The sequence below is a fragment of the Streptomyces sp. NPDC028305 genome, from assembly GCF_055569495.1.
The window spans coordinates 996,645-1,016,190 of the sequence record NZ_JBVHTN010000004.1 but is presented as its reverse complement, the minus strand read 5'-3'; the positions used below and the strand labels follow the sequence as shown (position 1 = coordinate 1,016,190).

21 protein-coding genes are annotated in these 19,546 nt (G+C 70.5%); 6 read left to right on the top strand and 15 right to left on the bottom strand.

Annotation, left to right across the window (positions count from 1 at the left end; genetic code table 11):
• Positions 1 to 6: 6 nt before the first annotated feature.
• Entirely contained in the window at positions 7 to 609 is a 603-nt protein-coding gene (locus ACZ4WQ_RS20750) for a hypothetical protein (protein ID WP_398371735.1), read from the bottom strand.
• 60 nt (positions 610 to 669) lie between these two features.
• On the opposite strand from ACZ4WQ_RS20750, the gene ACZ4WQ_RS20745 reads away from it, so the two are divergent.
• Positions 670 to 1,323, top strand: coding sequence for a phosphotransferase family protein (locus ACZ4WQ_RS20745; RefSeq protein WP_398371733.1), 654 nt, complete (start codon positions 670 to 672; stop codon positions 1,321 to 1,323).
• Between the two features lie 16 nt (positions 1,324 to 1,339).
• Entirely contained in the window at positions 1,340 to 1,750 is a 411-nt protein-coding gene (locus ACZ4WQ_RS20740; RefSeq protein ID WP_385344375.1) for a GNAT family N-acetyltransferase, read from the top strand.
• A 19-nt stretch (positions 1,751 to 1,769) separates the two neighbouring features.
• On the opposite strand, the gene ACZ4WQ_RS20735 is transcribed toward ACZ4WQ_RS20740, so the two are convergent.
• Entirely contained in the window at positions 1,770 to 2,171 is a 402-nt protein-coding gene (locus tag ACZ4WQ_RS20735) for a nuclear transport factor 2 family protein (RefSeq protein ID WP_398371730.1), read from the bottom strand.
• 96 nt (positions 2,172 to 2,267) lie between these two features.
• Here ACZ4WQ_RS20735 and ACZ4WQ_RS20730 point away from each other — a divergent pair, with 96 nt between their 5' ends.
• Positions 2,268 to 2,858 (top strand): TetR/AcrR family transcriptional regulator, encoded by a 591-nt coding sequence (locus tag ACZ4WQ_RS20730; RefSeq protein ID WP_398371728.1) that lies wholly within the window; start codon positions 2,268 to 2,270, stop codon positions 2,856 to 2,858.
• Positions 2,859 to 2,866: 8 nt separating this feature from the next.
• Here ACZ4WQ_RS20730 and mnmA read toward each other — a convergent pair whose 3' ends face one another.
• Positions 2,867 to 4,036 (bottom strand): tRNA 2-thiouridine(34) synthase MnmA, encoded by a 1,170-nt coding sequence (gene mnmA / locus ACZ4WQ_RS20725; RefSeq protein WP_385344366.1) that lies wholly within the window; start codon positions 4,034 to 4,036, stop codon positions 2,867 to 2,869.
• An 80-nt stretch (positions 4,037 to 4,116) separates the two neighbouring features.
• Positions 4,117 to 5,019 carry a TIGR03619 family F420-dependent LLM class oxidoreductase gene (locus ACZ4WQ_RS20720; protein ID WP_398371726.1) on the bottom strand — a complete coding sequence of 301 codons (903 nt, stop codon included), beginning with the start codon at positions 5,017 to 5,019 and terminating at the stop codon, positions 4,117 to 4,119.
• A 161-nt stretch (positions 5,020 to 5,180) separates the two neighbouring features.
• On the opposite strand from ACZ4WQ_RS20720, the gene ACZ4WQ_RS20715 reads away from it, so the two are divergent.
• Complete coding sequence (locus ACZ4WQ_RS20715; protein ID WP_385344362.1) at positions 5,181 to 5,906, top strand: N-acetylmuramoyl-L-alanine amidase; 726 nt, start codon at positions 5,181 to 5,183, stop codon at positions 5,904 to 5,906.
• A gap of 34 nt (positions 5,907 to 5,940) precedes the next feature.
• On the opposite strand, the gene ACZ4WQ_RS20710 is transcribed toward ACZ4WQ_RS20715, so the two are convergent.
• Positions 5,941 to 6,177 carry a hypothetical protein gene (locus ACZ4WQ_RS20710; RefSeq protein WP_385344359.1) on the bottom strand — a complete coding sequence of 79 codons (237 nt, stop codon included), beginning with the start codon at positions 6,175 to 6,177 and terminating at the stop codon, positions 5,941 to 5,943.
• A 100-nt stretch (positions 6,178 to 6,277) separates the two neighbouring features.
• Positions 6,278 to 7,447: a cysteine desulfurase family protein gene (locus ACZ4WQ_RS20705; protein ID WP_398371723.1), complete on the bottom strand. Its 1,170-nt coding sequence runs from the start codon at positions 7,445 to 7,447 to the stop codon at positions 6,278 to 6,280.
• 113 nt (positions 7,448 to 7,560) lie between these two features.
• On the opposite strand from ACZ4WQ_RS20705, the gene ACZ4WQ_RS20700 reads away from it, so the two are divergent.
• Positions 7,561 to 7,983 (top strand): carboxymuconolactone decarboxylase family protein, encoded by a 423-nt coding sequence (locus tag ACZ4WQ_RS20700; RefSeq protein ID WP_398371721.1) that lies wholly within the window; start codon positions 7,561 to 7,563, stop codon positions 7,981 to 7,983.
• Here the strand turns inward: ACZ4WQ_RS20700 and ACZ4WQ_RS20695 are convergent.
• From ACZ4WQ_RS20695 to ACZ4WQ_RS20655, 9 genes are all read right to left on the bottom strand, one after another.
• Complete coding sequence (locus ACZ4WQ_RS20695; RefSeq protein WP_468022330.1) at positions 7,910 to 8,881, bottom strand: SRPBCC family protein; 972 nt, start codon at positions 8,879 to 8,881, stop codon at positions 7,910 to 7,912. The genes ACZ4WQ_RS20700 and ACZ4WQ_RS20695 overlap by 74 nt on opposite strands.
• Positions 8,882 to 8,963: 82 nt before the next feature.
• A complete protein-coding gene (locus tag ACZ4WQ_RS20690; RefSeq protein ID WP_311730329.1) occupies positions 8,964 to 9,623 on the bottom strand; it encodes a trimeric intracellular cation channel family protein in 660 nt (219 codons plus the stop codon).
• A gap of 78 nt (positions 9,624 to 9,701) precedes the next feature.
• Positions 9,702 to 10,775 carry an ABC transporter ATP-binding protein gene (locus ACZ4WQ_RS20685; RefSeq protein ID WP_361189662.1) on the bottom strand — a complete coding sequence of 358 codons (1,074 nt, stop codon included), beginning with the start codon at positions 10,773 to 10,775 and terminating at the stop codon, positions 9,702 to 9,704.
• Positions 10,776 to 10,795: 20 nt separating this feature from the next.
• Positions 10,796 to 11,959, bottom strand: coding sequence for an ABC transporter ATP-binding protein (locus ACZ4WQ_RS20680; protein WP_398371716.1), 1,164 nt, complete (start codon positions 11,957 to 11,959; stop codon positions 10,796 to 10,798).
• Entirely contained in the window at positions 11,956 to 12,930 is a 975-nt protein-coding gene (locus ACZ4WQ_RS20675) for an ABC transporter permease (RefSeq protein ID WP_311730332.1), read from the bottom strand. The genes ACZ4WQ_RS20680 and ACZ4WQ_RS20675 overlap by 4 nt, the downstream gene beginning before the upstream one ends.
• Before the next feature lie 154 nt (positions 12,931 to 13,084).
• On the bottom strand, positions 13,085 to 14,851 hold the full coding sequence (locus ACZ4WQ_RS20670) for an ABC transporter substrate-binding protein (RefSeq protein ID WP_361189659.1): 1,767 nt from the start codon (positions 14,849 to 14,851) through the stop codon (positions 13,085 to 13,087).
• Positions 14,852 to 14,982: 131 nt separating this feature from the next.
• Entirely contained in the window at positions 14,983 to 15,987 is a 1,005-nt protein-coding gene (locus tag ACZ4WQ_RS20665; protein ID WP_398371713.1) for an ABC transporter permease, read from the bottom strand.
• Positions 15,988 to 16,365: 378 nt separating this feature from the next.
• Positions 16,366 to 17,139, bottom strand: coding sequence for an enhanced serine sensitivity protein SseB C-terminal domain-containing protein (locus tag ACZ4WQ_RS20660; RefSeq protein WP_398371856.1), 774 nt, complete (start codon positions 17,137 to 17,139; stop codon positions 16,366 to 16,368).
• A gap of 143 nt (positions 17,140 to 17,282) precedes the next feature.
• Positions 17,283 to 18,095 carry an enhanced serine sensitivity protein SseB gene (locus ACZ4WQ_RS20655; RefSeq protein WP_311730335.1) on the bottom strand — a complete coding sequence of 271 codons (813 nt, stop codon included), beginning with the start codon at positions 18,093 to 18,095 and terminating at the stop codon, positions 17,283 to 17,285.
• A gap of 248 nt (positions 18,096 to 18,343) precedes the next feature.
• On the opposite strand from ACZ4WQ_RS20655, the gene ACZ4WQ_RS20650 reads away from it, so the two are divergent.
• Positions 18,344 to 19,543 carry a hypothetical protein gene (locus tag ACZ4WQ_RS20650; RefSeq protein ID WP_398371710.1) on the top strand — a complete coding sequence of 400 codons (1,200 nt, stop codon included), beginning with the start codon at positions 18,344 to 18,346 and terminating at the stop codon, positions 19,541 to 19,543.
• The last annotated feature ends 3 nt before the right edge of the window (positions 19,544 to 19,546 follow it).

Genomic DNA, 19,546 nt, shown 5'->3' with positions numbered 1-19,546 from the left:
TCAAGCTCAGTGACCGGAGGGCGGCTCGAAGCAGCCGGTCTCCATGTACGGGCCATTCGTCCGCACCTCGTAGTTGGTCTTCTGCACAAAGGCCGTGACGCAGGCGTCGTCATGTACGCGAAGGCCGACCAGGGCTCCCTCAGGCGTCACGTAGTGGTCGGTCTCGAAGCGTGGTGACATCCCCTTCACGGTGAGCGTCCCGCCGAGCCGCTTGCCCCCGGCCCCGGTCCGCTCCTCCTCGTACCCGAGCTTCAGCATCGCCGCGCGCACGCTTTCGACGTCCCACTTCTTCTCTTTCCAGAGCCGCCTGAGCACGGGCTCGATGCGGTCGGCCTCCTTGCGCGCGGCCTCCGCGCTGTCGGCGGACATCGCACCGGGGCGGCGGAAAGCGTTGTTCTCGTTGTAGTGCGGGGCGCCGTCGCCCGCTCCGGGCTCCACATAGGGGGTGGCGCCGGGGGAACTCTGGCCGGAGCTCGGGGGCGGGTTCGGGACGCCGGCCGCCGAGTCCGTGACGCGCTGCTCACCGCAAGCGGTCAGGGATATGGCGGTCCCCAGGAGGAGAGCGACCGCGGCGAAGCGTCTTCGCCGCTCGCGCGTTGAGGTCAACATGGTCGTGACTCTGCCACGAATTGGGTAGCGGCGTGCCGGCCCGTGGCTGATCATCGAAGGATGCGTCCGCTGAAGCACGGCTACACCAACCGCACCATCGGCGACGGCGCTGTCGTGCGGAAGACCTACGCGGGTCCGGACGCCGAGCTCAGGCTCGACCGTGAGCGCACGCTGTTGACCCGGCTCCAGGGACGGCTCCCCGTGCCACCGGTGCATGAGGCCGACACCGGCACCCTCACGCTCGGCTTCATGACCGGCGTGCCCGGCCAGGAGCTGCTGGACGCCGGCCGCGCCGCGGAGGTCCTGGAGGCGTGCGGGGCGCTGCTGCGGCGCATCCACGGGACTGAGGCGAGCGTGCGGGGCGCGGTGTTGGTGCACGGCGATTACGGGCCCAACAACCTGCTGCTCGACCCCGTCACCTTCCGGGTCACCGCCGTGGTCGACTGGGAGTTCGCCCATCTCGGGGACCCGGTCGAGGACCTGGCCTGGTGCGAGTGGATCGTACGGATGCACCACCCCGAGCACCGCCACGCCCTCGACGCCTTCTTCCGCGCGTACGGCGAGGATGCGGTGCCGCCCTGGCCGGTCCGCCAGGCCGCCATGCTGGCCAGATGCGAGTCCCTGCGGGAGTTCTGCCACCGCTGGGAGCCGAACGGCGCGGGGGTGACCCTGTGGCGGGAGCGTGCGGCCGCGACGGCGGGTTGGCAGGAGTAACCGAGGAGACGAAGACGTGGTCAATGGTTCCGCGCACGACGGCGATACGGTGCTGACGGTGCGCCCCGAACTCGCGGACGAGGAGCTCAACGAGCTGTTCAGCGCCTCATGGCCGGATCACAGCCCGACCGCCTTCGCACCGCTGCTGGCCCGCAGTCTGTTGTGGATCGCCGCGCACCGGGACGACCGGCTCGTCGGATTCGTCAACGTCGTCGGCGACGGAGGTCTCCACGCCTTCATCCTGGACACCACCGTGCACCCCGACGAGCGTCGGCAGGGGCTCGGGGTGCGGTTGGTGCGTGTGGCGGCGGATGAGGCGAAGGCATATGGCGCGGAGTGGCTGCATGTCGACTACGAGCCGCACCTTGAGTCCTTCTACGGGCAGTGCGGATTCCGGCCCACCGCCGCGGGTCTGATGCGGCTCTGAGCGACGAGCTGCCCGATCATCACCCGCCCAGGGGAACCCGTCGCGCGAGCACCTTTCGGTGGCTGATCCGCCAGCCCTGGTCCATGCGCACGATGGTGTCCTCGTATGTCAGACTCCCGGTCGTACCGTCGGCGTAGACGCCGATTCCCTTGGAGCGCGCGTGCACCCGGCCGTCGGCCTGCTCGCTCAGGACGGTGTTCGTGACATGGTGTCCGACCGGGTTCAGCTCGCCCAGGGCGCGCCCGGCCTCGGCGCAGGCCGCCACTCCCCTCAAGACCTCGTGCCCGAAATCCGTGACGTCGTAGATGACGTCGGTGGTGAACACCTCGTCGAAGCGGTCGAGTTCTCCGCTGTCGCACAGATGCCCGTGCATCGCGATCAGCTCGGTGATGGCGCAGCGATCTTCGCAGGTGAGAGTCATTGGCGATCCTCAAGGCGGCAATACGGGGAGTTCCCCGGTTCATTGCGCGGTACTGTAAACAGGGACGTCCCCGTATCGCAACCAGGGAGCATGGCGATGACGCGTCCGGATCCGTTGATGGCCCCGCGACCACGCAGGGCGGACGCGGCAAGGAGCGTCCAGTCGCTACTCGCCGCGGCGAAAACGCTCTTCGACGAGCACGGCCCCGACGTCGCGCTGGACGAGGTGGCGCGCCGGGCGGGCGTCGGCAACGCGACGCTCTACCGCCACTTCCCCACCCGCCAGGACCTGATCGTGGCGGTGTACGCGGATGAGGTGACGCTCCTCTGCGAGCAGGGCGCCGACCTGCTTGCATCCGAGTCGGCGGCTGACGCGCTGTTCATCTGGCTGGACAGTTTCGTCGTCCACGTCGCCGCGAAACGCGCCTTGGCGTTGGCCGGGACCGCGGACAGCGCTCAGCGGCGCACCACATTGTTCGACCACTGGCACACGGCCATGCGATCCACCGCACAGAAACTGCTCACCAGAGCCCAACACGGCGGGGCAGTCGACACGGACCTGACGGTGGACGACATGCTCGCGCTGACGAACGCCGCAGCTCTCGCCGGCAGCAGCGCGGATCACGCACGGCAACTCCTGCGCCTCCAGTGGCGCGGCTTCGCGAGTGGTGCCCGAGCACTCCCGTAGCTACCGCCTCAGCTCGCCGACGCGGCCCGCTCCGCGCGCTCCGCCCGCTCCGTCGTCGCGATCGTCGCCGACCCCACGACCCGCGTCCCGTCGTACAGCACGATCGCCTGGCCCGGGGCCACGCCCCGGACCGGCTCGGTGAAAGTCACGCGCAGTTCGCCGGCGCCATCGACGGGCTCGGCCGTCACCTCGGTCTCGCCGCCGTGGGCGCGCAGTTGGGCGGTGTATGTGGCGGGGCCGGTGGGTGGGGTGCCGCACCAGCGGGGGGTGATGGCGGTGAGGGCCGTGACGTCGAGTGCCTCGACGGGGCCGACGGTGACGGTGTTGTTCACCGGGGAGATGTCCAGGACGTAGCGGGGCTTGCCGTCGGGGGCGGGGTGGCCGATGCGCAGGCCCTTGCGCTGGCCGATGGTGAAGCCGTACGCGCCGTCGTGGGTGCCGAGCCTGCGGCCGTCCTCGTCGACGATGTCGCCCTCGGCCGTGCCGAGGTGCTTGGCCAGGAAGCCCTGGGTGTCGCCGTCGGCGATGAAGCAGATGTCGTGGCTGTCCGGCTTCTTGGCGACGGCCAGGCCGCGCCGCTCGGCCTCCGCGCGGATCTCGTCCTTGGTGGTGAGGGTGTCGCCGAGCGGGAACATGGCGTGGGCCAGCTGGCGCTCGTCGAGGACGCCGAGGACGTACGACTGGTCCTTGGCCATGTCGGAGGCGCGGTGGAGCTCGCGGCTGCCGTCCTCGTGGTGGACGACGGTGGCGTAGTGACCGGTGCAGACCGCGTCGAAGCCGAGCGCCAGCGCCTTGTCGAGCAGCGCCGCGAACTTGATCTTCTCGTTGCAGCGCAGGCAGGGGTTGGGGGTGCGCCCGGCCTCGTACTCGGCGATGAAGTTGTCCACCACGTCCTCGCGGAAGCGCTCGGCGAGGTCCCACACGTAGAAGGGGATGCCGATGACGTCCGCGGCCCGGCGGGCGTCGCGCGAGTCCTCGATGGTGCAGCAGCCGCGGGCGCCGGTGCGGAAGGACTGCGGGTTGGCGGAGAGCGCGAGGTGGACGCCGGTCACGTCATGGCCCGCCTCGGCCGCGCGCGCGGCCGCCACCGCGGAGTCGACACCGCCGGACATGGCGGCGAGGACGCGCAGGCGACGGCCGTCGCGGGGACCTGTGGGCGCACCGGGGAAGTCATTCATAACCCCTCCAGGGTAGGCCCTGGGGAGTGGAGGCCCGGCGCCCCACCGGGTCGTTACGGAATGTTGCGGGACACCTGCCGTCAGTCGCCGTTCGCGCGGTCCAGGATGCGCTGTGCCAGGTCCAGGGCCTGGTCCACGTCCTTGGCCAGATAGATCAGATCCACGAAGGCGTGGCCCACCCCCGCCTCCGCCTCCGCCCTGGCCAGCACCGTCGCGATGTCCTCGACGGAGGCCTCGGCGTAGGGGTTGACCCGCAGGATCGCGTCGAGCGCGGCGGGGTCCCGGCCCTCGCGCCCGGCCGTCTCCCGGATGAGCTCCATGGGGCGGACGACGTCCGCCTCGGGGTCGAACGGGGCGGGCGGGACGGCGATCGGCAGCCAGCCGTCGGCGCGCCGGGCCACCCGGCGGAGGGCGGCGGGGGCGAAGGCCGCGAGGTAGACGGGCGGGTGGGGGCGGGAGGCGGGCTTGATGTCGACATACGAGGCGGGCACGGTCCAGTGCTCGCCGCGGTGTTCGACGGGGTTGGCCGTCCACCACGCGGTCAGGACGTCGAGGGTTTCGTCGAGGCGGCGGCCGCGCTCGGCCATCGGGACGTTCACGGCCTCGTACTCCTCGGGGGACCAGCCGGTGCCGAGCCCGACCAGCAGGCGTCCCCCGCTGAACGCGTCGATGGTGGTGAGGGCGCGGGCGAGCGTGCTCGGCGGGTACCAGGGGGCGTTGATGACGTTGCTGCCCAGCTGGACCCGCTCGGTGACGGCGGCCGCGGCGGCGAGGACGGCGAAGGGGTCCAGGGCGGCGCGGAATTCCGGCGGAATCGTGTCGGCTCCCGCGTATCCGACGGTCGGCTCGACCGGGTCGAGCAGCCGGTCGCCGACCCACAGACTCGCCGCGCCGAATTCCTCGGCCTGCCGCGCGAACCGCGCCACGTCCTCCGGGTGGTGCGCCAGAGCGCCGAACTGGGGAAGCGCGAACCCGATACGCATGCTGTTCACTCCTCATCGAATCGTTGAGTAGCCGGGCCTTAAAATGGTCCAACTTTCATCTACCCAGGGGTGGTGTGGTCGGCCCGTCGAACGCAGGGTTCACGCCATGATCGGACAGCGGCTGTGGAACCGGACGCGGCTCGCCGCCCGTTGAGAACTTCGTGAACGAGACCACGGACGCCGCGGAGCACGCGGGCTCCGGCAAGGACAGCGGCCAGGAGCCGCCCGGTGACGGGGCGCCCGGCGGCCGGCGCCGGCCCGGGCGGCGGACGCTGCTGTTCGGCGGGGTCGCCGCCGGTCTTGCCGCTGTCGGCTACGGAGCGCGGGACGAGCTGGAGCGGCTGTGGTGGCGGCTGCCCGGCGTCGACCAGCCGCGCGAGGAGGGCGCGGTCGACTACCCGGGCGCGCAGTGGGCCGCGGCCTCGCCGGAGAACTGGCGGCGGGCGGACCGGCCGTACGACTACACCGTCGACCGGGTGGTGATCCATGTCGTCCAGGGCAGCTTCAACGACGCGCTGGCGGCGTTCCGGAACCCGGAGCACGGCGCCGCGGCGCACTATGTGGTGCGCCGCGACGGACGTATCGCGCAGACGGTCCGCGAGTTGGACGTCGCGTTTCACGCGGGAAACCGCCCGTACAACGAGCGCAGCGTCGGCATCGAACACGAGGGGTTCGTGGACCGGCCGAGCTCCTTCACGGAAGCGATGTACCGCGCCTCGGCGCGGCTGACGGCCAGGATCTGCGAGCGGTACGGATTTCCGGCGGACCGCGAGCACATCGTCAACCACTCCGATGTGCCGGGCACCGACCACACCGACCCCGGGCGGCACTGGGACTGGGACCACTATCTGCGGCTGGTGCGTGCGGCCATGGCACCAGACCGGTGAGCTTCGGTTTTACGGGGTCGCGGGCTTGCGCGGTTTACGGGAGCCAGATGTGCCCGTTGTGCATGAAATCCAGCTCGCGCGGCGTCGTCACCGGCCGGCCGTTCGCGTCTTTCATCCCGGGAGCGAAGTAGGAGCCGTACGCGTTATAGACGGCGGAAGCGCGATTCCAGGGGCTGCGCACTTCATGCCATACGGAGTCCTTGGAGACGTCCACGGTCGCCACCGTGGGGTTTTGGTCCTCGCCGCCGGTGACGAAGGTCGAGATGTTCACCGGGGCCGGAGTTCCCTCTTCCCGGCGTATCCGGATAACCGAGGCGGCCTTGTACCCCTGGTCGTCCTTCGAGGTCGCGGCCTGCTACGACATCCGGTTCCTAGCTCAGGCCCGCGCCGCGCGCCCGCTCCACCACCGGGCCGATCGCGTCCGCCACCGCCTCCACATCCGCCTTGGTGGAGGTGTGGCCGAGCGAGAAGCGCAGCGTGCCGCGCGCCAGGTCGGGGTCCGTGCCGGTGGCCAGGACGACATGGCTGGGCTGGGCGACGCCCGCGGTGCAGGCCGAGCCGGTCGAGCACTCGATGCCCCGCGCGTCCAGCAACAGCAGCAGCGAGTCGCCCTCGCAGCCGGGGAAGGAGAAGTGCGCGTTGGCCGGGAGGCGGCCGGCCGGCTCCGGGTCGCCGCCCAGGATCGCGTCGGGGACGGCGGCCTGGACGGCGCCGATCAGCACGTCGCGCAGCGCGCCGATCTCGCGGGCGAACTCCTCGCGGTGCGCGGCGGCGTGGGCGGCCGCGACCGCGAAGGCCGCGACGGCCGGGGTGTCGAGCGTGCCGGAGCGCACCTGGCGCTCCTGGCCGCCGCCGTGCAGCAGCGGCGCCGGGGTCCACTCGCGGCCCAGCAGCAGCGCGCCGATGCCGTACGGCCCGCCTATCTTGTGGCCGCTGACCGTCATCGCGGCCAGGCCCGAGGCGGCGAAGTCGAGGTCGAGCTGGCCGAAGGCCTGGACCGCGTCGGCGTGCAGCGGGATGCCGAACTCACCCGCCACGGCGGCCAGTTCCGGCACCGGCATGACCGTGCCGATCTCGTTGTTGGCCCACATCACGGTCGCGAGGGCGACGTCCGAGGGGTCGCGGGCGATCGCCTCCCGCAGCGCGTCGGGGTGCACCCGCCCGTACGCGTCGACGGGCAGCCACTCGACCCGCGCGCCCTCGTGCTCGGCGAGCCAGTCGACGGCGTCGAGGACGGCGTGGTGCTCGACGGGGCTGGCGAGCAGTCGGGAGCGGGCGGGGTCGGCGTCCCTGCGGGACCAGTACAGTCCCTTCACCGCGAGGTTGTCGGCCTCGGTCCCGCCCGAGGTGAAGACGACTTCGCTCGGGCGCGCGCCCAGCGAGGCCGCGAGCGATTCGCGGGACTCCTCGACGGTACGGCGCGCCCGGCGGCCGGCGGCGTGCAGTGAGGAGGCGTTGCCGGTGACGGCGAGCTGGGCGGTCATCGCCTGCACCGCCTCCGGAAGCATCGGGGTGGTGGCGGCGTGGTCGAGGTAAACCATGGTGGACCCGATTCTACGAGCCTGACCGGGGGCGCGTACGGGGCGCACAGGGAGCGCACGCCACACCCGGACCGCTTGCCTTGGAGTGCGCTCCAACTCCTACGGTCTTCGACATGAGCAACGCGAACGACAAGATCAAGCGGGAGCGGTACGAGTACGGCATGGAGGTGCTGAGCCGGATCGACGGCGAGGTGGGGCAACGGGTGGTGGAGTCGCTGGCCGACATCTCCCCCGAGCTGGGCCACCAGGTCGCGGCCTGGGCCTTCGGCGACATGTACGCCCGCCCGGAGCTGGCCCCGCGGGACCGGCAGCTGGTCACCCTCGGCATCCTCACCGGCCTCGGCGGCTGCGAGCCGCAGCTGGAGGTGCACATCAACGCCTCCCTGAACGTGGGGCTCACCCCGACCGAGATCACCGAGGCGCTGCTGCACTCGGCGGTCTACTGCGGCATACCCAAGGCGCTCAACGCCACCTTGGTCGCCAAGAAGGTCTTCGCCGAGCGCGGCCTGCTGCCCGTCCCCGCCACCAACCGCTAGAGCTGAGCGAGGGCCCTGGCGCTCCCCGGCTCAGCCCCGCATGTGCAGCAGCTTCGTCGCCAGCAGCGTGATGTGCTTGCGCCACTCCGCCGACGCCGCGTCCCGCTCCTCGGTGGCCTCGGCCGGGCCGGTCTGGGTGAGGATCAGGCGGGCGCCGTGGCCGGTGCCGTCGGTCAGCCGCCAGCGGACCAGGCCGGCCGCCGCGCAACCAGTCGTAGGTCAGCTCGCGGGGCGCGGCCACGTCCACGACCGGGCCGGGCGGGACCGCGTCCGTCCGGAAGCCGATCGGCACCGCGCCGCCCTCCACGGGCTCCTCGGCGCCGGAGGGGCCGGTCAGCGCCTGCCACACCGTCTCGGCCGGGCGGACCAGCTGCCGCTCGAACCGCAGCCGCCAGCCGTCCTCGGTGATCTCCACGACCCCCTCGGCCAGCCCGAACGCCTCGACATAGCGCTCGTGCAGCTCGGCCGTGTCCCCGGCGATCCCCGCCTCCCCGCCCTCCAGCAGGGTGGCAAGCGCCGAGACGCAGGTGTGCCAGCCGGAGGCGAAGCTGGCCGCGCCGAAGCGGTCACGGAAGGTGTGGGTGAGGGTCAGCGCACAGCCGTCGCCCTCGGGCCGCAGCTCCCAGCGGAGCAGGTCCTCGCCCCAGGTGAAGGCGAAGACGCGCGGCGGGTCGAGCTCCGTGACGGCGCCGTGGGTGTCCGGTACGTCATGCCCGGGGAAGACGAAGTCCACCCGCCCGCCGACCTGTGCATCCAGCCTGACCTCGGCGGGGAACCAGTGGGCCATCAGGGCGGGCTCGGTCAGGGCCCGCCAGACCTCCTCCGGCGGATGGGCGATCCGCCGCTCCAGGCGCAGGGCGGAACGGCCGCCCTCGGTCGAGCTCAGCGTGTCCTTCACGGCATTTCTCCCGGTTTCCACCATCAGACCCGCCCCTCGCCATCCAACCACGATGGTGCTCCGGGGCGGGAAGACGCCCCGCTCAGACCTCCTCGACCGCCGTGCTGCGCCGGTTCCACGCGCGCGGCGCGCGCCATCCGAACCGCATCGCCAGCAGCCGGACCGCGAACGCCACGGCGGCCGCGAGTGCGCTGGTGGCGCCCGTGAGCGCGTCGAAGTGGATGAGCAGCGCCGCGATCGTCGCGCCCACGATGGCCGGGACCGCGTACAGGTCGCGGTCCCAGCGCAGCACCGAGGGCACCTCGTGGGCGAGGAGGTCGCGCAGCACCCCGCCGCCGATCGCCGTGGTCATGCCGAGGACGGCGCAGAAGGTGAGGCCGAGCCCGTGGTCGTACGCCTTCATGGTGCCGGTGACGCAGAACAGCCCGAGCCCGGCCGCGTCGAAGACGCCCACCGCCACCGTGATCCGCTCCACCTCGGGGTGCAGAAAGATCACGATGACGGTGGCGACGAGCGGGGTGAGGAAGTAGCCGAGGTCGGTGAAGGCGGCCGGCGGCACGGCGCCGATGACCAGGTCCCGGAACACCCCGCCGCCCAGCGCGGTGACCTCGGCGAGCACCGCCATGCCGACGACGTCGAAGTTCTTGCGCACGGCGAGCAGGGCGCCGGATATCGCGAAGACGAAGATTCCGGCGAGGTCGAGCGAGTGCTGGACGGACGGGCTGAACAGATCGATGAACACCCGACATTTTTACTCATCTGTCGGGCATCCCCTTTTCTCGGGCCGCCCCCGGCCACCCCGGCGGCCCCGCCGCCCCGGTTACTCCGGCTTCTTCTCCACCTTGTTCTCCGGCTTCTGCTCCGTCTTCGCGGCCGCCTCGGGCTCGGATACGGATTCCGGGTGGTGGCAGGCCACCTGGTGGCCGGTCGCCAGCGCGATCAGCGGCGGCTCCTGCTGCTTGCACACCTCGGTCGCCTTCCAGCACCGGGTGTGGAACCGGCAGCCGGACGGCGGCGAGATCGGCGAGGGCACATCGCCCTTGAGCAGGATCCGCTCGCGCTTGGCGCGCCGCCTGGGGTCCGGCACCGGCACGGCCGAGAGCAGCGCCTTGGTGTACGGGTGCATGGGGCGCTCGTACAGGTCCTTGCGGTCCGCCAGCTCGACGATCTTGCCGAGGTACATCACCGCGATCCGGTCCGAGACATGCCGGATGACGGACAGGTCGTGCGCGATGATCACATACGTGAGGCCGAGCTCCTCCTGGAGGTCGTCCAGCAGGTTGACCACCTGAGCCTGGATCGAGACGTCCAGCGCCGAGACCGGCTCGTCGGCGACGACCAGCTTGGGCTTGAGCGCGAGCGCCCGGGCGATGCCGATGCGCTGGCGCTGGCCGCCGGAGAACTCGTGCGGGTAGCGGTTGTAGTGCTCGGGGTTGAGGCCGACCACCGACAGCAGCCGCTGCACCTCCGCCTTGACGCCGCCCTCGGGTTTGACTCCCTGGAGCCGGAAGGGCGCACTGACGATGGTGCCGATCGTGTGCCGGGGGTTCAGCGAGGAGTACGGGTCCTGGAAGATCATCTGCACATCGCGGCGCATCGGCCGCATCCCGGCGGTGCCGAGATGTGTGATGTCCTTGCCCTCGAACTCGATCTTCCCACGGGTGGGTTCCAGCAGCCGGGTGATCAGCCGTCCCATGGTGGACTTGCCGCAGCCCGACTCGCCCACCACGCCCAGGGTCTCCCCGGGCCGTACGTCGAAGTCCAGGCCGTCCACCGCCTGCACCGCGCCGGCCTGTCGCTGCAACAGCCCCTTCTTGATGGGGAAATGCTTGACCAGGCCGGACACCTTGAGCAGGGGTTCGGGGGTCGTGGTCGCCTGCTCCGGGACCGTCATCTTCGGATCCTTCGTGTCCGTCACAGCTTCGGCGCAATCTCTTCGGTCCAGATCCGCGTGCGCTCCTCCTGCGTCATATGGCACGCGGAGAAGTGCCCGCCGTCCGCATCCTTCCCGCGCAGCTCACGCAGATCCGGCCGCTCCGTGCGCGTGATGTTGTCCTTGGGCACATCGGCGTACGGGCAGCGCGGGTGGAAGGCGCAGCCGGACGGCACATTGATCAGGCTGGGCGGGGAGCCCTTGACCGGGATGAGGCGCTCGGTCTGGTCGCGGTCGATGCGCGGCATCGAGCCGAGCAGGCCCCAGGTGTAGGGGTGCTGGGGCTCGTAGAAGACCTTCTCGGCCGGGCCGCGCTCGATGCAGCGGCCGCCGTACATCACCAGCAGGTCGTCGGCGAGCTCGGCGACGACGCCCAGGTCGTGGGTGATGATGATGACGGCGGAGCCGAACTCCTTCTGGAGATCCCGGATGAGGTCGAGGATCTGCGCCTGCACGGTGACGTCCAGGGCGGTGGTCGGCTCGTCGGCGATCAGCAGCTCGGGGTTGTTGACCAGCGCCATCGCGATCATCGCGCGCTGCCGCATACCGCCGGAGAACTCGTGCGGGTAGCTGTCCACCCGCTTGTCCGGCTGGGGGATGCCGACGCGGTCCAGGAGCTCGATGGCGCGCTTGCGGGCCACGTCCTTGGAGACCTCGTTGTGGACCCGGTACGCCTCGGCGATCTGACGGCCGATGGTGTAGTAGGGGTGCAGCGCGGACAGCGGATCCTGGAAGATCATCGCCATGTCGCGGCCGCGGAGCTTGCGCACCTCGTCCGGGTCGGCGCCCAGCAGCTCCCGCCCGTTCAGCCAGATCTCGCCGGAGATCCGCGCCTTGCGCCGGCCGTACTGCCCGGCGGTGTGCAGGCCCATGATGCCCAGCGAGGTGACGGACTTGCCGGAGCCGGACTCGCCGACGATGCCGAGCGTCTTGCCCTTCTCCAGCCGGAAGCTGAGCCCGTCCACGGACTTGACCAGGCCGTCGTCCGTCGGGAAGTGCACCTGGAGGTCACGCACCTCCAGGAAGGCGGTGGGGGCGGGGGAACCGGCCGCGGCCACCTCCCCGAGCGCGGTGCCGGTGGCCGGCAGCTCGCCGCCGGGCGTCTCAGGCGTCTCAGGCTTCTCGGACTTCTCGATTTCGGTCATCCGAGCCTCACTCGCGGGTCGACGACGGCGTACAGGAGGTCCACGATGAGGTTGGCCACCACGATGAACAGGGCCGCCATCAAGGTGACGCCGAGGATGACCGGAAGGTCCTTGTTGCTGATCGCGGTCACCGCGAGCCGGCCGAGGCCCGGCAGGTTGTACGTGGTCTCGGTCAGCACCGCGCCGCCCAGCAGGGCGCCGAGGTCCAGGCCGAGCAGGGTGAGGATCGGGGTCCAGGTGGAGCGCATGGCGTGCCGTCCGATCACGACCCGCTCCCGCAGGCCCTTGGCGCGGGCCGTGCGGATGTAGTCCTCGCCCATGATCTCCAGCATGGTGGCGCGGGTGAGCCGGGCGTAGGTCGCGGCGTAGAGGAAGGCCAGCGTGATCCAGGGGAGGATCAGGCTCTGGAACCACATGGCCGGGTCGTCGCTGATGCTCGTGTAGTCCGCGTCGATCCAGTTCAGTTGGTAGCTGAAGATGGCCAGGGAGAGCAGACCGGTGAAGTAGATGGGCAGCGAGACACCGGCGAGGGCGACGCCCATCGCGGCGCGGTCCCACAGGGTGCCCCGGCGCAGCGCGGAGACGACACCGGCGGCGACACCGCCGACCAGCCACAGCACACAGGCGCCCGCGGCGAGCGAGAGGGTGACCGGCATGGCGTCGGTCAGCTGCGGCCACACCGCCTGCTCGGTGCGGAAGGAGTAGCCGAAGCAGGGCGCGGGGCAGTGGGTGACGTCGTTGCCGTTGGCGTAGTCACGGCCGGCGAACAGACCCTCGACAAAGTGCCAGAACTGCACCAGCAGCGGATCGTCGAGGCTCAGCTTCTGTCTGATGCCCTCGATGGCCTCCGGGTCGGACTGTTTGCCGACGAAGAGGAGCGCGGGATCGGAACCGGCCCACTTCGGGATCATGAAGAAGATGGCGAAGGTCGTGAGCGTGACGACCAACAGCATCATGATGACGGCGAACAAGCGCCGGATGACATAAGCAAGCACTGTGCGCGGCCCGGCGGCGGTCCGGGGCCCCCGATCGGGGAGCGCCCGGACCACCGCCCGCGGCCATCACCTGCCCTTCGGGCCTATCGAGATCGGCGATGGTGGGGTGTGACGGTCGCTTGGCGAACCATCACTTGACGACGCCGAGCTGGGAGTAGTCGTAACGGCCGTTGTAGGCCCCCGACGAGAAGGCGTTCGTCAGCCGCGAGCTGCGCCAGGTGATGTTCTTCTCGTAGAGGAAGGGCATCTGCACGGCCTTGTCGGCGATGGCGTGGTTGATCTTCTTGTAGATCTCGCCCGCCGCGGCCGGGTCGGTCTCCTTCAGCGCCTCGTCGAAGTACCCGTTGATCTTCGGGTCGTTGGTCTCGGAGACGTTGTAGTTACCGGTCTGCTGGATGAAGCGGCCGTCGATCAGCGGCTGCTCGAAGCCCTGGCCGGTCGGGAAGTCGGGGCCCCAGCCCGTCATGGACAGACCGTAGCCGCGCTTCTTCATCACCTCGGGGGAGCCGGTGATGCTCGCCGAGGAGGCGCCGTCGATGTTGTTGACCTCGATGTCGATGCCGACCTTGGCCAGCGACTCCTGAAGCGTCTCGGCGGCCTCGACCTCGTTCGGCTGGTCCGTACGGGCGACGATGTTGGTCTTGAAGCCGCCCGGCTTACCGCACTGCTTCAGCTCGTCCTTGGCCTTGGCCGCGTCCGGCGCGCCCTTGCGCTCGAGGACGCCGTACGGATCGTAGTCGTCCGCGCCCGCGATGCTCTTGGGGAGCATGGTGGTGGCGATGTCACCGGCGGCCTGCGGGCCACCGCGGGTGGTCTGAAGCGCCTCGAAGTCGGTGGCGTAGAAGACCGCCTTGCGGCAGTGGACGTTGTCGAACGGCTTGACCTTGGTGGCGAAGTCGACGTAGCGGACGAAGCTCGTCGGGATGTTGTCGACGTTGCCCTTGTGCTGCTTGATCGCTTCGCTGCGGCCAGCCTGGCTCATGCCGGTGGCGCTGAGGAAGACGTCGTAGTCGCCCTTGATCAGCCGCTGGTCGATGGCGTCCAGGTTGGAGTTGAAGTCCACCGTGATCTTGTCCGGCAGGGCCGGGCGGATCGGGTCGGAGGACTTCTTCCACTTGTCGTTGCGGACCAGCACCGCGCCCTTGCCCGGCTTGTACGACTCGACCTTGTACGGGCCGGAGGAGAAGGGCTGGTTGGTGTACTTGGCGGCGGTGTCCTTGTCGGCCTTCACCGGGGAACCGGTGGGCATGGCCAGCATCTGCTCGAAGTCACCGTTGGGCTTGGGCAGACGGAAGATGATGGTCTTCGCGTCCGGCGTCTCGATCGCCTTCAGGCCCAGCTTGTCCTTGGAGGTGTCCTTGTACGGGCCTTTGTACTCGCCCTTCGGGTCCAGGACCTGGCGCAGATAGGCCGGGCCGCCGGAGATGACGTCCTTGGCCCAGATGCGCTCGATGCCGTACTTGACGTCCTGGGCGGTGATCGGCGAGCCGTCCTCCCAGGTGATCCCGTCGCGCAGGGTGTAGGTGTAGGTCTTGCCGTCGTCGGTGATCTTGGCGTTGGAGGTGGCCAGGTCGGGGACGAGGGTGTTGCTCTCCTTGCCCGGCTTGGGCGCGTAGGTGATCAGTTGTCGCGTGTAGAACCGCGAGAAGTCCCAGGCGAAGCCGTAGTACTGGCGCTGCGGGTCGAGCGAGTCGAAGTCCTGCTTGTTGACGAACTTGAGCGTGCCGCCCGTCTTGGTCGACTTGCTGGCGATGCCCGTCACCGCGGCGTTGAAACCGGCGCCCTCGCCCTTGTCGTCTTTGGAGCCGCCGCCGCACGCCGCGGTGGCCATCAGGGCACCGACGGTGAGCGCCGCACCGGCGATCCGCCTACTTCTCGACGAACGTAGGGGTTTCATTGTTTCTTGCAACCTCCGGGATATGGGTCCTTGGCATGGCGCCGGGGAACCTTCGGGTGACCGCCGCCTGACAGGTGCGGCAGGGGCAGATTCGTATCGGTGCGGCTGGGCCGCGGCCGCGCGGGTCGCCGTCAACGCGTCCCCTTCGGGTCGAGGGCGTCGCGGACGCCGTCACCGAAGAGGTTGAACGCCAGCACGGTGATGAAGATCGCCAGACCCGGGATGATCATGAACATGGGGTCGTCCTGATAGGTGCCGACGGCCTTGGAGAGCATCTGACCCCAGGAGGCGGTGGGCGGCCTCACGCCCGCGCCCAGGAAGCTGAGCGCCGCCTCGGTGAGGATGTTGGTGGGGATCATCAGCGTGGCGTAGACGGTGATGGGCGCGACCAGGTTGGGCAGCAGCTCCCGGAAGAGGATGTAGCGCCGGCCCGCGCCCAGGCTGCGCGCCGCCTCGACGTACTCCTTCTCGCGCAGCGACAGCGTCTGGCCGCGCACGATGCGGCCGACGTACGGCCAGCCGAAGAAGCCGATCACCGAGACCAGGATGGCGATGCGCACCCCGCTGCCGGTCAGCCCCAGCAGTTCGTTCGGGAGCACGGAGACCAGGGAGATGATGAACAGCAGCTGCGGGAAGGCCAGCAGCATGTCCATCACGCGGCTGATAACGGTGTCAATCCAGCCGCCGAAATACCCCGCGATGATGCCGAAGACGGTCCCCAGCACCACGGCGACGACCGCCGCGAGGAAGGCCACCAGCAGCGAGATCCGCGCGCCGTAGACGATCCGGCTGAACACGTCGCGGCCGTTCGACGGTTCGACGCCGAAGATAAAGTCGGAGCTGATGCCGCCCATCGAACCCTTCGGGGTGCCGAACAGCGGGTCGATCTCCTCCTGGTGGAACTCGTTGGGCGGGTGCCCCAGCAGGCTCACGATCAGCGGCGCGAAGATGGCCACCAGCACCAGGAAGACGACCACGGCCCCACCGGCCAGCGCGAGCTTGTCCCGCTTGAGGCGCGTCCAGGCGATCTGACGCAGCGACCGCCCTTCGACCGAGGCCTTGACTACATCCGCTGCGACATCGACGGATGCGTCCGGCTCCGCATCCGTGCCTGTGCTGTGCAATGGTGCCGTCATGGTGGTGGGGACCCCTCTCGACCGGTGGTGACCGGCCCACGACCTGCCGCTGTAGCGGCGTGGTTCACAAACGCAGGTGAAAGTTGTGCTCGTGGTGCGGAAGTTTTATGGAGGAGAGGCACACGCTACCCACAGGTACGGACACCTCCTGTTGCGGGAGTCTTCATCGCGCTTGTGATCACCCGCCAGCCCATCACGGCAATGGATGCCTAACCGTGATGTGGTGAGGAGTGTTCCGTTATCCGGAACACAACTCCGCTGAGCGGTGCGGAATGTCCCGTTAACAGGACTGTCAAACGGGAGTGTTAGGGCGCGAAGGGGCGCGGAGCGCAGCGCGTGAGCGCGCGCGGACGTCCCGGGGCGCGCCGAACAAGGCGGTTACCAGGCGCTCGGCGCGGGCCCCGACCGCTGGCCGCCGTGCGGCGGCGGGTATCCGTAGCCATGGGCGGGGGCGGGCTGGGCCGACCCGAACGCGTCCCGGTCGAAGAACGGACGCGCGCTGGCCCGCATCCACATCGCCACCGGGTCGTACTCGTCGGACATCGCGACGGTGGACACCGGCAACCCCTCGGGCACCGCGCCCACCGACTGGCGCATCATCACCCGGGCCGACTCCACGGCCGCGGCGCCGCCGTCGTACAGATCCAGCCCGATGGCCAGATACGGCGCGCCGAGCGCGGGCTGCACCCAGGCGCGGCGCAGCGACCGCACCGCGGGCGTGCGATGCGCGTTCTGTCCCAACAGGGCGTAGAACTGCGGGAGTTCGAGGGAGGGCTCGCTGAGCCGCAGCGGCCCCGCGGGCAGCCGGTCCAGGCCGCAGGCGATTCTGCGCAGATCGAGCCAGGGGATGCCGACGCCGCCGCCGGGGGCGTGCGGATTGAGCCACAGGCCGTACCGGTCGGGGAAGAGGGATGCCGCGATCTGGCGCCCGCTCACCACCTCGTGGGCGCGGCTCCAGCCGCTGGCGGCGAGCTCCTGAGCGGAGGTCACACAGGGGGCGTAGCCGAGCCCGCCCACGTCCATGTTGCCGTACTGCGCGTCGGGCGAGCCGGGCGCGCCCTGCCACAGCAGCATCCACACCTGGCCTTCGGCGAGGGCGTACAGCAGCGACTCATAGGCGTCATACCGTCCCGGAGCGACCTGCTGAAGCATCCGCTCGACGTGGCCGCCTCCCGCGCTCACCTGGGTCCGCCCCTCTCTCGGCCTGTCCACACCGCTACCAAGGGCGCACGGACGCGCCCCGCCACCGGTCATCCAACCAGCTTACGGGCCCCTACAGTGGTCTCCTGGGCGACTCAGCGGTCACGGTCGTAGAACGGTCGCACCCGCTCGCGCATCCAATCGGCCACCGGATCCTGCGCGATGTCCAGCAGAACCAGCTGAACCGTCCACGGCAGCGGCACCGTGCCGAGCGCCCGTCCGAGCGCGTCCACCGCGCCGGCCTGGCCCTCCGGGCCGGGGAGGTCCAGCTCGACGCCGACGAACAGCGCGGGCGGCTCCCCCTCGACGCTGGCCAGGGCGCGCCGGGCGGACCGCAACCCGGCCACCTTGCCGAACTCGAGCCCGGCGGCCGCCAGGAAGTCGACCGGCTCCTCCTGCCAGTCCGGCTCGAACAGGCGCACCCGGCCGCCGGTGACCGGGCCGTCCAGCTCGGAGCGCCCGGTGCGGCACAGCTCGGCCACGGCGGGCGGCGGAAGCGGAACGCCGACGGCGCCGCCGGGGTTCACGGCGATGCCGAGCTGGGGCGGCAGGCCGCGGGCGAACTCGACGGCCGGGGCGACGGTGAACGTCATATGGGCGCCGACGACCTGAAGGAACTGCTGCTCGGAGCTGAACACCGGCACATACGCGGCGCCTTCGATCTCCATGGTGGGCAGGTCCAGGTCACTGTTGTCCGGGCCGCCGCCGTTGGGCAGCGGGACCCAGACGTGGCTGCGGGCCAGGGTCTCGACGATCCGGGCGCCGGCGCCGGGGACGTCGACCGAGGCCGCGAGCACTTCCTCGAGCTCGTTGCCCGGGAACCCGGGAGCCTCGGAAAACGCAGGGAACGCACCGTCAGGGAACCCTCCGTGAGCCGGTGCTGGACCGTGCTGCTCCGGGATGCTCATTTCCGCCTCAACCGCCATCTCGTCCGACCTGCACAGGAACCCTAACGGCTGTATGGACTTGCGGCATCGGCGGCCGGTGATCTCCACAGCAAATCCCCAGGCCGAAGGGGAGGCAACGCCCGATCCCGGACAGCTTTTGACAGTCTTTTGACCATTTCTGAACGTAATCGTCAAGTTGCGCTCGGTTTGCGCCCCTCGCACCGTGGTGCCGAGTACGCCCATACGTCACCACAGCGAAGGAAGGTCTCATGATCCGCGCGTCTCGCAAGGCCGAAGTCCTCGTCACCTCTGTCATGGCCGGCTCCCTGCTGTTCGGCACCGCCGGTCTGTCCGCCGCCACGGTCGGCGGAAACGGGGGCACGGCCGGCGCCAAGGCCCCCGCCCCCACGGCGCTCGCCAAGGAGCCGCTGACCGCGGCCCAGACCCAGGCGATGCGCGATCTGCGCGTCCTCCTCGATCGGGTCGCCGACCTGGCCATGGCGGTGGAGGAGGCCCCCGGCGGGATGCTCTCCGAGGCCGAGCTGGTCAAGCACGCGACGGCGATCGACAGCGCGGTGAAGACCGCCCGCAAGTCCGCCGAGGCGGCCCAGGGCCCGAACGCCACCACGCAGGGCCGGGAGCGCCGCGACGACACGCCGCCCGGGCAGGAGCAGGGACAGGACCAGGGCCAGGGGCAGCAGCAGGGCCAGGGGCAGAACGCGGGCCAGGGCCAGGGCCAGGTCACCGTGCCGCCGCAGGCCGCCGACCAGGGCAACCAGAACAACCAGGGCATGAAGCCGCCCCAGGCCGCCGGGCAGGGAGAGACCGCGACCCCGCCGTACGCCCAGACCATGCCGACGGACGTCTCGACGGACCCGCTGGACGAGCTCCAGCGGGCGATCGACGACCTGCTGGACGCCGTCGCCGCGGGCGACGCGGACGCGGCCGCCGCGGCGCTCCCCCGTATCGGCGACGCCATCCTGGAGCTGCTCAACGCCCTCATCGGCCCGCTCCCCGGGATGGACCTCCCGATGACGCCCCCGATGCTGCCGCTCCCGGACGAGGCGTCGACCGTCGCCGTGGAGGCGTCCGCCCTCGCCGCCCGGACGCCCGCCCCGAAGCCGAACCCGGAGAAGCCCGGTACCGAGAAGCCCGGCGCCGCGGAGAAGCCCGGTACCGAGAAGCCGGGAGCCGCCGAGAAGCCGGGCACCGAGAAGCCGGGCGCCCAGGACCAGCAGGGTGCCCAGAAGCCCGGTGCCCAGAAGCCGAGCGCGAAGCCCAGCGCCCCGAACCAGAACGCCAACCAGCCCGGCGCCATGAGGCCCGGTCAGAAGCCCGCGGCGAAGCCCGCCGCGCCGAAGCCCTTCACCACCGCCGCCACCCCGCTGTCCGCCGCCGAGGCGACCGACGACGCCGTCGCCCCCATGCCGCTGCCGCGCCCGGTGGACGCAGCCTCCGACCAGGGTTGATGA

Bases quoted from the DNA above. Each gene is read 5' to 3' on its own strand.
- ACZ4WQ_RS20750 (WP_398371735.1), bottom strand. From the start codon at position 609: ATGTTGACCTCAACGCGCGAGCGGCGAAGACGCTTCGCCGCGGTCGCT.
- ACZ4WQ_RS20745 (WP_398371733.1), top strand. From the start codon at position 670: ATGCGTCCGCTGAAGCACGGCTACACCAACCGCACCATCGGCGACGGC.
- ACZ4WQ_RS20735 (WP_398371730.1), bottom strand. From the start codon at position 2,171: ATGACTCTCACCTGCGAAGATCGCTGCGCCATCACCGAGCTGATCGCG.
- ACZ4WQ_RS20730 (WP_398371728.1), top strand. From the start codon at position 2,268: ATGACGCGTCCGGATCCGTTGATGGCCCCGCGACCACGCAGGGCGGAC.
- mnmA (WP_385344366.1), bottom strand. From the start codon at position 4,036: ATGAATGACTTCCCCGGTGCGCCCACAGGTCCCCGCGACGGCCGTCGC.
- ACZ4WQ_RS20720 (WP_398371726.1), bottom strand. From the start codon at position 5,019: ATGCGTATCGGGTTCGCGCTTCCCCAGTTCGGCGCTCTGGCGCACCAC.
- ACZ4WQ_RS20705 (WP_398371723.1), bottom strand. From the start codon at position 7,447: ATGGTTTACCTCGACCACGCCGCCACCACCCCGATGCTTCCGGAGGCG.
- ACZ4WQ_RS20700 (WP_398371721.1), top strand. From the start codon at position 7,561: ATGAGCAACGCGAACGACAAGATCAAGCGGGAGCGGTACGAGTACGGC.
- ACZ4WQ_RS20685 (WP_361189662.1), bottom strand. From the start codon at position 10,775: ATGACGGTCCCGGAGCAGGCGACCACGACCCCCGAACCCCTGCTCAAG.
- ACZ4WQ_RS20680 (WP_398371716.1), bottom strand. From the start codon at position 11,959: ATGACCGAAATCGAGAAGTCCGAGAAGCCTGAGACGCCTGAGACGCCC.
- ACZ4WQ_RS20670 (WP_361189659.1), bottom strand. From the start codon at position 14,851: ATGAAACCCCTACGTTCGTCGAGAAGTAGGCGGATCGCCGGTGCGGCG.
- ACZ4WQ_RS20665 (WP_398371713.1), bottom strand. From the start codon at position 15,987: ATGACGGCACCATTGCACAGCACAGGCACGGATGCGGAGCCGGACGCA.
- ACZ4WQ_RS20660 (WP_398371856.1), bottom strand. From the start codon at position 17,139: ATGCTTCAGCAGGTCGCTCCGGGACGGTATGACGCCTATGAGTCGCTG.
- ACZ4WQ_RS20655 (WP_311730335.1), bottom strand. From the start codon at position 18,095: ATGAGCATCCCGGAGCAGCACGGTCCAGCACCGGCTCACGGAGGGTTC.
- ACZ4WQ_RS20650 (WP_398371710.1), top strand. From the start codon at position 18,344: ATGATCCGCGCGTCTCGCAAGGCCGAAGTCCTCGTCACCTCTGTCATG.